Below are 12,957 nucleotides of genomic sequence, written 5' to 3' on the forward strand. Positions count from 1 at the left end.
GGTTAGCAGGTGGTAGATTAAAGGACGTCAATAGATGGAAGGATTCGACAAATACCGTCGATTTCAAAGGCCGTCAGTTCGGTCACTTTATCCAGCTTGAGATAGACCCCTTGACCTTTGGCTGGCTGGGTGAAATACCCGTTCATTTGAATGACATCAGGAAGAGCTCCAAGCATCGACAGCGCCACGGTACGGGCATCCTCGGTGGACTTGCAGGTCATCAGATAAGAAGCTTCAATCTTGTCGCTGCCGTTATGATGCACAATGCTGCACAGGGCATGTTTCAGGCCGTCCTGATGTGCCTTTTGCATTGTCTGAAGAAAGCGATGCCGATCCAGGTATTTGTAGCCCTGAGCATTAACCACGACATTAACGCCACCAAACTCATCAAGCCGTGGACTGTCGCAGGTGAAGGCGGCACTTATTTGCACCATGTGAGGCAGTTCAAACACAGCCAGAACAGCGCGGGTCAGGCCAATGGCGACATCCACGTCAATGGACTCGTTGTGGAAAACCATCAGCCCGCTGGCGGTGGCTTCCGTTGCCAGCTCCAACAGAAGATTTTCGTCCGGGCAGCCTGGATAAGTGAAGGACGGATCCTGACTGTCAAACTCAGGATGCTCTTGCACAATGCGCACAATCAGCTTTTGAAGCAGGGTCAGCGAGTCCGGGGACTCTTTCAGTAAAGCATTGCCCACGTCCACCGCACCTTCAGTAATAAAGTCAATGGCACATTCAACAATCGTCGCCTGTTCGAGAGTGCAGGGGATTAGAAAGGATGCCGAGGTATAATTATTTGCCATGGTGAATTCCTTTGATGTAAGTACATTTGCTTTCGATGAATTAATCATATCTGAATGCACACACTGGCTAATAACCAGAACTCAAAATAATTGAAATATTTCCAAGAAGGTTTTTGCGCTCTAAAAATAACTAAAAACAAGGCTTACCCGGATTAATGATGTCGTTATTATTGAGATTCGTTAATTATATTGGACGGGGATTAAATTAAATAAATAACGTTGCCTTCTGAACGCCAAAACGCGATGGTTACAGTAGACTGACGATAAGATACTTCAGCGCAGGAGTAGCGACAAATTCCTTCCTGCATTCGGCACACAAGAATTGTGCTAGCCTGAACTGAATAAAGATATAGTGAATAAAGCCTATACAGCAGGGAATGAGGCAGAGACAAAGCCCGTGAAGAAGAGATAAAGGCAAATCCCATCTTAATCTGGAGGGCAGTTCAGATCGATTTAATGGAAACATGGTTATAACTGATTATCAGGGGCTGATTGCTGGCATACAGCCGTTAAGCCCCCCTATTCTTTCCCGACTGTATACCCTGCCCTTTCTGCTTTGCCCGCACCAGGCTAATGAGTCTCCAGATAATCAAGGGGTTTCCCGAGCGCGCTGAGCAGGCGCAAAATCTCTCCCTGTGTCACTGTACGCAGCACTTCTGAACGTCCGTGATGGAGGTAATCCTCCACCGACATGGTGCGCCATTCCGGATGCGGCTTTTTGCTGCACAGCGTCCAGTCAGCACTGGCATCAGCCCGACGGAGCACAAAGTAGTCAACGGAGCGAGTCAGGCCGCTGCCATACGCTTCCTGTGCCACAATCCGAGCCTGTGAGCCATCTTCCCGGATGAAATCCTGAGTGACTTTAGTGATCAATTCCTGCATGGCCATATTCGCCCCTGTCTGTGCTATTTTGGCTGAATTCTCCGCTGTGCCGGTTTGCTGTGTAAACCGGGCAACGCCTGCGCTGATTATCTCAAATCAGGTGCATGAACTAATAACCAGTGACGAAATTAATCACAATTATCCTTAACATCGAAAAAAGCCGGAGAAAGGTGTACGTTCGAATAACACCCCTCTGATAGAGTTACATGATAAAATATTAAATATTGGAATACGTGGAGGCCCTGGTCATGCAGGCAGAATTATGGGAAGGAAAAACGTTTGAGCCATTCGACCCACAACTCAGAATCAACGTAAATGGAAAATCCGTGCGGTATCTCGGCAACCCTGAGGATCTGGCTTATGAGTACGATCCCGATTATGAAACCGTACAGGCAAATCCGTCTTTGCTACCGCCGGAAGAACATCAGATTGTCTGCGCCATCAGCATTAACGTCGTTCATACGTGGCTGAAGCAAAACCTGCATTTCCTTGAATACATTTTTGACTTACCCGAAACCCTTCGAACCCATCGGCTGCTGCGCCAGTCAGACCGTTTTCTGACCGGCTGCGCGAGTCGTTCCGCTGTGTATAACGCCTCGCTTATTCGCGTCCTTAAAAAAACCTCCTCGGAACGCATGCGCCTGATGTCGCCGACGTTACAAAAACTGGTGGCTGAAATACAGCAGAACTGCGCCTGATCGGTTTACCCCATCAGGCAATGCGGAACGCATCCGGTCACTCACTTCTGATAATCAAGCACCAGGGCATCAAGTAACGGACTGGACTGATACCCCGGCGCACCGATAAACAAATTACGTGAAATCGCCAGCCACTCCATGATTTTCTCGGTTGCCAGCCAGCGCCTTCCGAGTCGTTCAGCGGCAAGCGGCGTCTTAAAGAGACCGGCGAATGGTTCGACCACCAGATCGCCCGGTTCGCTCAGAAACTCAATCAGAAAGGAGGCCAGCCGGGTGGGTGACGACGCACCGTGCAGCGGCATCCCGGTTTCACGCGAGACTTTGTGACACAACCGCGTATCGGCACAGGCGTTGCCGAACTGGAAGGTATTTTTTGCGATAGCCCCGTCTGTTTTTACCCCGTAAGAGCCGTGGCGAAGCTGGAATGCTCCGTCGCCATAGTTTGTCACCCGCTGCTCTCCTCCAGCGTCCAGCAGCTTCAGATGCTGCTCAGAATGGGGTTGCAGCACCCGGCGGTTATCGGATTTGACCTGCATCGCGTCGTTGGTAAACCAAAGCACACACTCGTAGGAGACTGCGAGCTGTACCCGATGCTTACACGCCCAGTGCGTAGGCGACGGCGGCTTGGCACGGTTTACCCAGATGAGTCTGTCCATCAGCTCCAGCCCCAGATTCTCACACAACGCCAGGGTGAGCTTTTCCACGTACAGTGACCGGGATGGCCTGCCCGGGTTAAACGCATCCTGCGTAATATTGAGAGTAATTGACCCGCCAGTGACCAGCTGCTTAACAATCGGCTCCAGGGTCTGCAAGATGAAGTCGATATACGCCTGCTCACCTCTGCCGGAACCGGCTCCGTATGCCCTGGCGTGGCGCAAAAGATAGGGTGGCGAGGTGACGCACAGAGTCACTGGCTCATCTATCCGGTTAAACACCTGCTGTGCATTACCAAAGATGGCGACCCCTAAGTCGGTTGAGAAACCGACCAGCGCCATTTTATTCCAGCATTCATGCAGATTCTTTTCTGTTTTAAGCGCGTAGCGCCAGACGCCCCGATCACCTGGGACGTGTTCAATCACTCCGGCTTTGCGAAGCGTCTGCTGATACCAGCGCACTTTATGTTTGACGGCGCTGGTTTTCATTTCGCTACTGCCAAAGGACTTCTGTGCCTTCAGCTCGGCATCGCTCAGTCCGGTGGACTGCTGCAACAGTGCATACAGCTCGTCATTGGAGACCGGAGCGTCGGCCTTTTCATAAAGTCGGGCAATCAGTTCAGGCGTGATTTCTTTCATCGTATACTCACGGCATCGACGGATAATAAACCGTGCCCGGTCTGATGATCGGGCAGTAAAATGCCCGGACTGGCTCCGGGCACGTCAACATCAGAGATACGTGCGGAGCACGGCAGCGTGGTCAGGGGAGATCTCGACGCAGCTCTTCATGCTGTAGTAATACTCACCAAACATGTCCGACAGGCTGTTTTCGTCCTCCCATTCCACCCCGAAGTCGGCATCGGAATGGCACTCATCGAGGAGCGCCAGCCGGGTGGCATCCTGCTCATTCTGCGCATCCACTACGTGCAGAGAAGATTTTTCAACTTCACCGTTTACGATACACAGGTTTACTGCAAAGTGTTTGTTCAGCATGGTCGCCTCTCAGGGTGTCAGGGTTAACGTCGCTTTGTTAACAATGATCTTACCAGGTTGGCTTTGCAGGCTAATAACCTGCACTCAATATATTCGAAAATATTCAGAGCAGATAAATTCAGCAGACACCAGGATAGGTGCAGCGCCAGAAAAGATAAAAGTTACTTTCCCGGCTGCTGTCAGGGCATACCGCGTAGTGCCTGAGGTAAAGGGATTATGTGAAGATTGCCCATGTCAGGACACGGTACGGGCGGGAATGCGTGGCGAGCTCGGGATAAGCAGGGTGCCGATTTAACGACACCCTGTGATGGCTACAGCTGCGGGAACTCCAGGGCGAACTCGGATGCGCCGGTCACCCCACTTTTTCCGGGTGTAACAGAATAGATGCGCTCTTCACCTTGCCCCATATCAAAAGTGATAGTTTTGGTTTCTCCCGGAGCCACGGTGACATCAGCCACCGTTATCGGGAAGTCCGCATCTTTACGTACCGACAGCGTTCCGTTTAGCTTACCGGTAATGACGGAACCATCTTTGCGACGAAGGACGCTGGTGCGGATAAACGCCAGGGGCTGGTTGTCAGTGGTTTTCAGGGCAACGGCTGTGGCCAGGGTTTTAAGCCGGTCGAGCGTGACCATGTTCGCGGGCTGGTACATGAAATTAAGCTTTTTCGCCGTCCGGTTTCCTGAGGCGTCAACGGCCTGTGCTTCAAGGGTATACAACCCATCCTCTGCCACTCTAACTGGGAAGATGCGCGGGTACTCCGGCGTGTACACCCCCGCCTCCTGGCTGGTGAACGCTAGTGTCACATGCTCACTGTTCGGTCCACCGCTTAAAACCAGCGATTCCAGCGAGGCATCGGCGGAAGGGTCAGTGACATTAATTCGCAGGTTTTCCAGACCCTTTACCAGTTTTTGTTCCGGGTCGTCGCCCTGATAGCGATAGGTTATTTCCGGCGATGTCGAGTCGATGACCAGCACCTCATTAAGCGGGTAAGAGGCAGTGTTGCCGACCAGATCCGTGGCAAAAGCCGACTGCACGGTATACTTGCCATCGGGAAGGTCAGCATAGGAGATGACCGCATTTTTGGTTTTAAAATCGCTCTCAGTCCAGGTTTTTGCAGGCAAATTAATCACCGTCCCTGCGGCATTTTTCATCACCACACCAATGGTACGTGTATCCCAGTAGCCTAGTTGCCAGCCATTGACTCGGTCGTTATCCGTAACAGTCATAGACACATTCTTTACATTACGGTTGACGGTGGCGGTGTTAATTATCGGGGGATTGGTATCCCAGACCACTACAAAATTTCCCGCCAGATTATCGTAAATGCTGCTGCCATTTTTCCCAGAAATAATGTGGATATACTGAAACCCTTTATCACTGGTGTACGCATAATCGACATTCATCGTGCAGGTGGTAGCCCCTGCCGGAATGAGGCAATACCAGCCCGTATTACTCGCCGCCGCCATCCGCTGCTCATAGTTTCGGGGTTCTGCATTTACGCGGATCTGGGTGAAACGCCCGTTTCTGATCTTGTCTACCGTGCCTGACCATTCACCGGTATCGCTTCGGTAAATTTCCTTACTGACTATTCGTGGAGCGATTTCCATCCCTGCTGCGGGCGTAAATGAAAGATCATTGTGATGGACTCGCCTAACGCCACCCGCCAGAGTTTCGAACTCGTGGTACGTGTCGCCCACATTGGGGTAGACATAGTTAAAAGAAAAGATATTAAAGGTACTGTCCGAGGTCTGATACCGTGAGTCTGCCCATCCATAGTTTGTCTTATTAATAGCAGTAAAGTTACTTTTGTACCGCAAGACTCGCATTGATATAGGGTTGGTAAAAACCGGCATCCCCGAAGAGTAATTCTCCCAGGCACCTGTACGAGTGTTAAGTACCTGAATAATTACCGGGGGACTAATACGGTCAATGGTGCTTTCCCGGCTTATGACTGCCCTGTTTCCCGCTTTGTCATACACATAAAGTCCCATTCGGTAATCTGCCTGTGCTACCGGGGCAAGGGCGGGATCGCTCGCCGTGGTATTCTGGACGGTGACCGATTTTTCAACCTGGTTGATGACGGCCTCCCGCTTACGCTCCACGCCACCCGAGTCAATCAGAAAATATTCTGCCCGGTCCAGGCCAGATTGCGCATCAGACAGGCCGCTGAACACAATGGCCTGAACAGACGCATACTGCATACCGGGTGGCAGGCTGGTAAAGATTTCTTCGCTGCCAAATTGCCAGCCATTACGGGAATACCCAATGGTGCCTGTTTTTGGCGGAGTGCGGTCGACTGACACTGTATAGTCGCGGCGTGAAACCTCATTGTTCTGAAGATCGGTGATAATTTCCCGCAGAGTGTAATTTCCTTCCCCAAATGCCGGAACAGCTAACCTTTTGCCGTAATAGTCGTTGCCGGTGCTGGAGGTCATACGGTCGTCAACCGTGACTTTGCTGCTTTTCATACTCCACAGACTCGTGCCGCTGCCATTGAGCAACGACACCTGCACGTAACGGTCAAGACCAGACATGACGTCAACATCGAAGGCGGTGGCAGGGTTAATCCACTGGTCGGAAGGCGTGACTATTTTGAGTTGATTCTGCATATCTTTAAACCGCAGCTCTGCAATTTCAGCCTGTGCAGCAAACGTGCAGACGATTAATGATGCCAAGAGCGTGACCTTTCGTTTCATACTTCCCCTCCCCCAGGTTAAGACATTAATCATACCGGGAGCGAGCGCGCAGGTTTTCAGCCTCAGGGGAATAAAACATGAGCATTTTGATGAATTCGTAGCAAAAACGCTGTCATCGCAGGCGTATTTTTAATATTCAAACGGCGTTTTCCGAGAAAAATCTTACTGATAGCCCGGAACAGGTTCCTGCACAGGCAGGGAATGCACCGGGCAGACGAGGTCATGCCCAGCGATAAAGTGAGAAGTATTCCTTGTTAGCCGCCAGGTCGGAAAGCAGTGAGTCCATATTCTGGCGGGCATAAGCGGTCAGGATGAAGCGAAATCCGTCGATGGTTTCGATATAGCGGACACCGTTGTTGGTCAGTCCTGCATTAACGACTTCCGCCGTCATCATGAACTGCCCTTCCGGGAAGTCAGGGGACAGATACAAGAATCCCGTTGTGCCGCCCGAAGGTGTGGCGTTATAAATGACACCGTTGAACGTAACGCCGTGGCGGGCAGGTGGCAGATCCGTGGACTCTTGACCCTTTTTCAGCAGCCCATAGATCAGATCTTTTTCTTCATCCGAGGTATAAGCCCGACGGTCATCGGCGGCTCCCGGTCGGGAATAGACGCCCACTACAGCCAGGCGGCGAAGCTCGTTCCTGATCCCCGGATGACAGCTTGCCCCTGCCCTGCCCTGAAGCTGTACGCCAAAATCCTCACAAAGCATCAGCACTTGCCGCAGCTGCTCTTTACAGACAGTGGTGGTCAGCATCAGCCCCTGGCTGGCGAACCCCAGTTCGAGAATGGACTCGCCGATATCAGAACGGTAAGACTCCAGGGTGATGAGCGGGGGCTTATTCAGCAATAGCTTGTCCCCGGTGAGGATGTAGTCACGTGCCGGGAAATACTCCTGCATCACTGTATCAATCACCACAGCGGCTTCATCACCTGCGGGCGCGACGACATATATCTGGAACGGACTGGCGGAATCTGCGTCGAGTTGTACGGGATAGAGCCGGGGTGGATTAAGACGGGCGCACTGGGCATTAACGTGCGTTGCCCATGCCGGATCGGAGGCCGACTCACTGAGCGGCAGGTTCAGGTCATCACAGAACGCCACAATATGAGCCATTTGTACCGCCGAGACTGTGCCGTTCAGCGACAGTCCATGCGTGTTCATGGTGAGCTGGCGGGAGCTGACCAGCGGGTTTTGCGCCCAGGGTTGCAGCGACAGCGTGGCACGGCTGATGGAAGGAATGACCCTGGTGCTGGTCTGCCCCATCAGCTTGCAGCGCCTTAATTCCGCCGTGTGCAATACCTGCGAAAATACGTATTGCGCCTGCTGCCGAGAACTTGCCTGAATATAAAACAACGCATCCGTTTTTATATCCGCTGCTGAAATTCCATATAATTTCATTATATACTCTCAGTGAATGAGCGATTTGTAGTCATGTGCCGATAAATGCACGTTATGCGCCCCGTCCTGCCATTCAAAAAATAGTCTATATTTTGAATTTACGCGAATGGAAGAATACCGATTTGAGGTCATTCTTAATCTTTCATAACGGAGACTGTTGGATGCCAGTTCTTTTTCCGAACAAACTTCATCCAACATTTTCAGTCTGCTCAGAATGGCATTGGTAATATCCGACGGAATACCGGCCTGGCCTTTCCCTTTACGGAAGCATTTTTCCAGACGACTATCTTTGAATGAGTGGATCATATTAACCTCCGTAAAGTTAAACTTATGAATGAGCACTAATACGTCGGATTATTTTAATCCGAGGATTTTCTCGGCTACCGCGATTTGCTTATCGCTCAACGGGTGACGGCGAGACAGTGTGTGCTTCAGGCTGTCCAGGAAGTTGTTCTTTACCGTGTGTGCCGTCAGTGCATCCAGCAAGCTCTGGTGGGACTCACACCAGATAGAAAACTGGGAGTATCGCGCCTGTACCGCCTTCTGCTTCGCTGTGAATTCCGCATCCGCCACTTTACGGGCTGCGGCGGGGAAGTTGAGGCGAAGCGCGTCCAGCGTGTAGGCGGTGCGGGTGGTAATAAGGCTGTAGCCCGTTGCATGACACGCCATGCAGCGGCTTTTATAAAAGTGTTTACGCTCACCACGCCCGTTGCATTTATTGCAGACAACCCGGTAGGTATATTCTGCTGTGCCCTTTACATCATTAACGCACTGAATGGCAGAGAGAGAGACTTCAATGCCGCTGCGGTCAAAATATTTGTTCATTTGCTTCACTCCGGTATCCGTCTTGATAGATACAGAATGACAGAACGCATTTGAAATCTAATAATCTGTCGGGGAAATAAAATGAATAAAATGCAAAAAAAGTTAAAACTCAATCAGTCCATTTTAATTACCACTTGAACATAAAAATAAATAACCTGAAACGACTTGCAGGACATCGCCAAAGTAATTTATAACTACTCACAGCGTAATATCTCAGCTGGTATATTATGACCACCTGAGATACAAACGTTAACGTCCATATCCGTATTATTTGGAACCCAGACGGCATCACGGAATAGCTGCCCGTATGAGCGTTTTTCACGCCGTGCCGGTGAAAAAAGTTTCCTTTCCGGTTGCCCTACCCCCTTCCAGCCTATGACTGGGATAACCACGATGATAAACCCGGAGACACCTCCTATGAGTACAGATGAGCGGCAGCAGACAGAACAACAGATTGCACGAGAAGCCGTATCCGGCATTACCGGGTCGGGCTTTCGCGTTTCGGTGAATGACGGTGAGGCCACAGTGCTGTCGAAGTCCGATGACATAGAGGCCATTCTGGACGCGATGTTCTCCACCGACCAGGACATCCTCACAGTCTATTCCCCGGCAGACGTCCCCGGCGCACCGTGGACGCGTCTGGGCTTTGTGCAATTCATTTACGGTAATGATGGTTGGGATGTCATTGCCGATAACTCCCTCAGCCTTGAGCCGTGTCTGAAAAAAGCCACCGCACTTTCCGCTTCGCTTGAACGTCAGTTCGGTTGAATGTCCCGGGCAGGAAATCAACCTGCCCGTTATTTCATATCCCGTTATTCACCTATTCGCCTGCCTGAAATAAAAACGCCTAGCCCCAATAAAATAAGACAGATCTGAATTTAATATTTCATCAATATTTATGTCCTGTGGGTTATTAGGCTGAAGAACGAAAATGCTAGCGTGTCATTAACTGACAAACGGAGATCACAACATGCCTAAATTTTTAACCCCTTCTGACTTTGCTGAAATCGTGAGTGGATTGCTGGTGGACCCTCAACGCCTCGGGGCATTTGCTGAGCCGGGTGATCACCAGGCGTTCCTTGCGGAGATGGGCCATGTCGTCGCCCGCCATTGCGGCGGAAAAATTGACGGTGTCATGATGCCGGAGGGAGGGGAAGAAGAGCAGAGTCAGCCCTATCTGTCATGCCCGGAAACAACGCCGTATCTCGTTGTCAGCCCGGATGCGTCCCTGCCTTCCCTGACCCACAACGTCTGGCGTTACATGTGTGCAAACGGCTGGGTGGATGCAGTTCGTGGTACGCCAGATACCTCAACGGATGCGCTCCCGACCCGGGCGGAGTGTCGTGAAGTTCGAACCGGCCTGCAACGTCTGCTGATCCCCGTCGATACGGCACAGTGCAATCTCAAACAGCACATCGTGCGGATGCAGGATAATGAGCATGACGGCGGCGACACTTTGCCAGAAGAAAAGATTTTTAAGGTCAGCGCCGCACTCGGCGGTGTGGCGCAGATTGCGGTACAGAATCATCAAGGCAGGACTGTCTTTGGCGCAGTGCTGACGATTGAAAATGATACACCATCCTTGCATATTAACCCCGGCGATACCGAGCTTGCGAGCCTGCACATCCACGCCGCCCACGAAGGTCTGGTACTGGCGACCGGGTCAGCTGACACGAGTTTTACCCTCGCCCCCGTCGATTGCTTTACCTACGGACGCTCCGGATTGCTGGTGCGGACGGGCGAGTCCTTAACGCACAATGTTAATTAACCAAACTGCGATGAATTAAATTACTCCGGGTCCGAATTATTTCGGACCTTTTTTGTTACTCCCTGACGTTAATTAATTTTGATTTTTTTATTCAGAGGTTATTAGCCAGAAAATACGCCTTGATAAAATAGCGACATCGAAAGCAGACAGAGTGGATGTAAATATCATGGCTAAATTTGTAAGCCCTCAGAAATTGACTGAAATTATCGCAGGGCTGTTATTAAAACCGGAATTGCTGGGCGAGCTGGATACCCCGGAAAAACACCGTTCCCTGTTTCTCGAATTGGGGGAAGTCGTGGCCACGCACTGTGGAGGCTATATCTCTGACGTCACTGAACCGGAAACCGACGGTACTTCAGCCGATGGTGGCCTGGTCAGCGGTAAGCCGGTCCGGTATCTGGAAGTCCCTGAAAGTACCCCGTATCTGGTGGTGCAGGAAAATGAATGCCTGCCATCACGCGAGCAAAACGTGTGGATGTACGTGGATACGGAAGGCTGGGTCGAGCAAGGCCAGGACGAGTCCACCATCCCGACACCTGAAATGTGCCAGTCCGTGCGCCGTGAACTCCGCCAGCTGCTGGCCCCGGTCACACCGGATGAGATGGTGCTGACCATGCAGGACTGGCGGCTACAGGACGAAGCGCTGCCTGAAGAGGACAGCAAGGTTTATACCGTGAGCGCCACGGTGGGTGAAAATCTGTCAGTGGAAGTCAGCGGTCCGGATGGCGAGCCGTGTTTTGGCTTCATGTTTGAAGTCAATAAGGGTGTCCCCGCCCTGCACATCAACGACGGTCAGGATTGCGTCCTCCATCTCCATGCAGCCCATGGCGGCGTGGTGATTGCCCCTGATGCGACGGACAGACGCTTTGAAGATGCCCCCGTAGACCGCTTTTCTTACGACTTACCGGCGCTGCTGATGCCGTTTAACTAATCATTCCCATGCCATCACCTGCCCTGCGGCAGGTGATCACCCCGATACCGGAGATACCATGCAAATTGCCACTGACGTACTGATTGCCCTGGGCCATGCCCGGACCGACGAAAACCGCCTGTTTCTGTCCGCTCAGCTGGATCGGGCGCTGTACCTGAAGACCAACAAGGTGCTCGATGCCGCCGGGGGGAAATGGAACCGCAAAGAAAAGGCCCATGTCTTTCCTTCGGATGCGGGTGAGCGCCTTGACCAGCTGCTGATGACCGGCGAGATTGTCATTCCTCAGGATGAATTTAATTACTTCCCTACCCCGCCTGACATTATTGCGGCCATGATTGCCGGTGCAGCTCCGACTGCCGGTGATCGAATTCTTGAGCCTGGCTTTGGCGATGGCCGAATCATCCGGGCAGTACAGGCAGTGTCACCCGGCGCACTCATTACGGGCGTTGAGCTGATGGATGATCGTTTCGCACAGGCCAGTGCGGATAAGGCGCTTAGTTCCACGGCGACGTTAATCCATGCGGACTTCCTCCGCTGGGAGCCTGATCAAAAATTTAACGTCATTCTGATGAATCCCCCGTTCTTTAAACGCTCAGATGTGAAACATGTTAATCATGCACTTGATATGCTGGAGACCGGCGGGCGTTTTGCCTCCGTCATGCCAGCGAGCATCGAGTTTCGTCAGGACACTCTCACGGTGGAACTGCGTAAGCGGATCGCCGATTTGGGGGGCAGTATCGAGAAATTACCTGCCGATACGTTTAAATCCGTCGGCACCCGCGTTAATACAGTGATGGTAAAGATCTGACATCACCACAATGGCAACCGGAAAAGAAGCGGGTCAGTAAACCCGCTCATCATCAGCGATGAGAGTGAACGATGCACAACGTGGAATTACAGGCGAAGGCGTTACCCGACTTTCAGCAGGTATATGATTTTCTGAAAAAGCACTACAAGCCCTCCAGGTTCGAAGAGCGCAACGGGGACATCTGGGGCTACGATTATTCCCGTCGGCTTACCCGTAGTGCCATTGAAGACCTCGATAAATACGGCAAGTCGTATGTCTCTCGTTTTGAAGACAGGGCCGGTGATGGTTTTGCCTTTGGGCGGGACCTGGTCATTTTGCGTTAAGGGGGTGGCTGTCCTTCGGCAGACGTCCGCATCGTTCGGACGCATTCCTCCATAATCACACTCTCTTATTCATGCGGCACATGAATAAGAGAGTGGCATCACCGCGCTGAATTCAAACTGAATGCTGATGTTTAGAGCCTGAAGGAACGAACAGTGCGGGTCAAAGGACACG

Annotated in this window: 14 protein-coding genes; 6 read left to right on the plus strand and 8 right to left on the minus strand. The window is 51.7% G+C overall.

All coding sequences use genetic code 11. The features are described from left to right. Nucleotides 1-17: 17 nt before the first annotated feature. Nucleotides 18-803, minus strand: coding sequence for a hypothetical protein (locus L6R44_RS10575; protein WP_237424122.1), 786 nt, complete (start codon nucleotides 801-803; stop codon nucleotides 18-20). 570 nt (nucleotides 804-1,373) lie between these two features. Continuing rightward, the gene (locus tag L6R44_RS10580) at nucleotides 1,374-1,685 is read right to left on the minus strand and encodes a hypothetical protein (protein WP_237424123.1); all 312 of its coding nucleotides are present in this window, start codon (nucleotides 1,683-1,685) and stop codon (nucleotides 1,374-1,376) included. A gap of 248 nt (nucleotides 1,686-1,933) precedes the next feature. Between L6R44_RS10580 and L6R44_RS10585 the strand changes: the two genes are divergently transcribed. Next, a complete protein-coding gene (locus L6R44_RS10585) occupies nucleotides 1,934-2,383 on the plus strand; it encodes a hypothetical protein (protein ID WP_237424124.1) in 450 nt (149 codons plus the stop codon). A 41-nt stretch (nucleotides 2,384-2,424) separates the two neighbouring features. On the opposite strand, the gene L6R44_RS10590 is transcribed toward L6R44_RS10585, so the two are convergent. The 6 genes from L6R44_RS10590 to L6R44_RS10615 all read right to left on the minus strand — a co-directional run bounded on the left by L6R44_RS10590 (nucleotide 2,425) and on the right by L6R44_RS10615 (nucleotide 8,955). After that, a complete protein-coding gene (locus L6R44_RS10590) occupies nucleotides 2,425-3,675 on the minus strand; it encodes a site-specific DNA-methyltransferase (protein ID WP_237424125.1) in 1,251 nt (416 codons plus the stop codon). A 90-nt stretch (nucleotides 3,676-3,765) separates the two neighbouring features. Continuing rightward, nucleotides 3,766-4,029: a hypothetical protein gene (locus L6R44_RS10595; RefSeq protein WP_237424126.1), complete on the minus strand. Its 264-nt coding sequence runs from the start codon at nucleotides 4,027-4,029 to the stop codon at nucleotides 3,766-3,768. Nucleotides 4,030-4,340: 311 nt separating this feature from the next. Further along, entirely contained in the window at nucleotides 4,341-6,728 is a 2,388-nt protein-coding gene (locus L6R44_RS10600; protein ID WP_237424127.1) for an Ig-like domain-containing protein, read from the minus strand. A 220-nt stretch (nucleotides 6,729-6,948) separates the two neighbouring features. Further along, the gene (locus tag L6R44_RS10605) at nucleotides 6,949-8,130 is read right to left on the minus strand and encodes a flavin reductase (RefSeq protein WP_237424128.1); all 1,182 of its coding nucleotides are present in this window, start codon (nucleotides 8,128-8,130) and stop codon (nucleotides 6,949-6,951) included. A gap of 9 nt (nucleotides 8,131-8,139) precedes the next feature. After that, the gene (locus L6R44_RS10610; protein ID WP_202668454.1) at nucleotides 8,140-8,436 is read right to left on the minus strand and encodes a type II toxin-antitoxin system RelE/ParE family toxin; all 297 of its coding nucleotides are present in this window, start codon (nucleotides 8,434-8,436) and stop codon (nucleotides 8,140-8,142) included. A 48-nt stretch (nucleotides 8,437-8,484) separates the two neighbouring features. After that, a complete protein-coding gene (locus tag L6R44_RS10615; protein ID WP_237424129.1) occupies nucleotides 8,485-8,955 on the minus strand; it encodes a hypothetical protein in 471 nt (156 codons plus the stop codon). Between the two features lie 417 nt (nucleotides 8,956-9,372). On the opposite strand from L6R44_RS10615, the gene L6R44_RS10620 reads away from it, so the two are divergent. The 5 genes from L6R44_RS10620 (at nucleotide 9,373) to L6R44_RS10640 (ending at nucleotide 12,785) form a co-directional block, all read left to right on the plus strand. Next, nucleotides 9,373-9,723: a hypothetical protein gene (locus L6R44_RS10620; RefSeq protein ID WP_237424130.1), complete on the plus strand. Its 351-nt coding sequence runs from the start codon at nucleotides 9,373-9,375 to the stop codon at nucleotides 9,721-9,723. Nucleotides 9,724-9,925: 202 nt separating this feature from the next. Next, on the plus strand, nucleotides 9,926-10,723 hold the full coding sequence (locus L6R44_RS10625) for a hypothetical protein (protein WP_237424131.1): 798 nt from the start codon (nucleotides 9,926-9,928) through the stop codon (nucleotides 10,721-10,723). A gap of 166 nt (nucleotides 10,724-10,889) precedes the next feature. Continuing rightward, on the plus strand, nucleotides 10,890-11,654 hold the full coding sequence (locus L6R44_RS10630) for a hypothetical protein (RefSeq protein WP_237424132.1): 765 nt from the start codon (nucleotides 10,890-10,892) through the stop codon (nucleotides 11,652-11,654). 58 nt (nucleotides 11,655-11,712) lie between these two features. Beyond that, nucleotides 11,713-12,462, plus strand: a complete 750-nt coding sequence (locus tag L6R44_RS10635; protein ID WP_237424133.1) for a methyltransferase — start codon at nucleotides 11,713-11,715, stop codon at nucleotides 12,460-12,462. 71 nt (nucleotides 12,463-12,533) lie between these two features. Then, nucleotides 12,534-12,785 (plus strand): hypothetical protein, encoded by a 252-nt coding sequence (locus tag L6R44_RS10640; RefSeq protein WP_202668460.1) that lies wholly within the window; start codon nucleotides 12,534-12,536, stop codon nucleotides 12,783-12,785. Nucleotides 12,786-12,957: the final 172 nt, after the last annotated feature.

The sequence above is a fragment of the Enterobacter cloacae complex sp. ECC445 genome (assembly GCF_021892025.1).
In the GTDB taxonomy this organism is placed as follows: Bacteria; Pseudomonadota; Gammaproteobacteria; order Enterobacterales; family Enterobacteriaceae; genus Enterobacter; species Enterobacter chengduensis.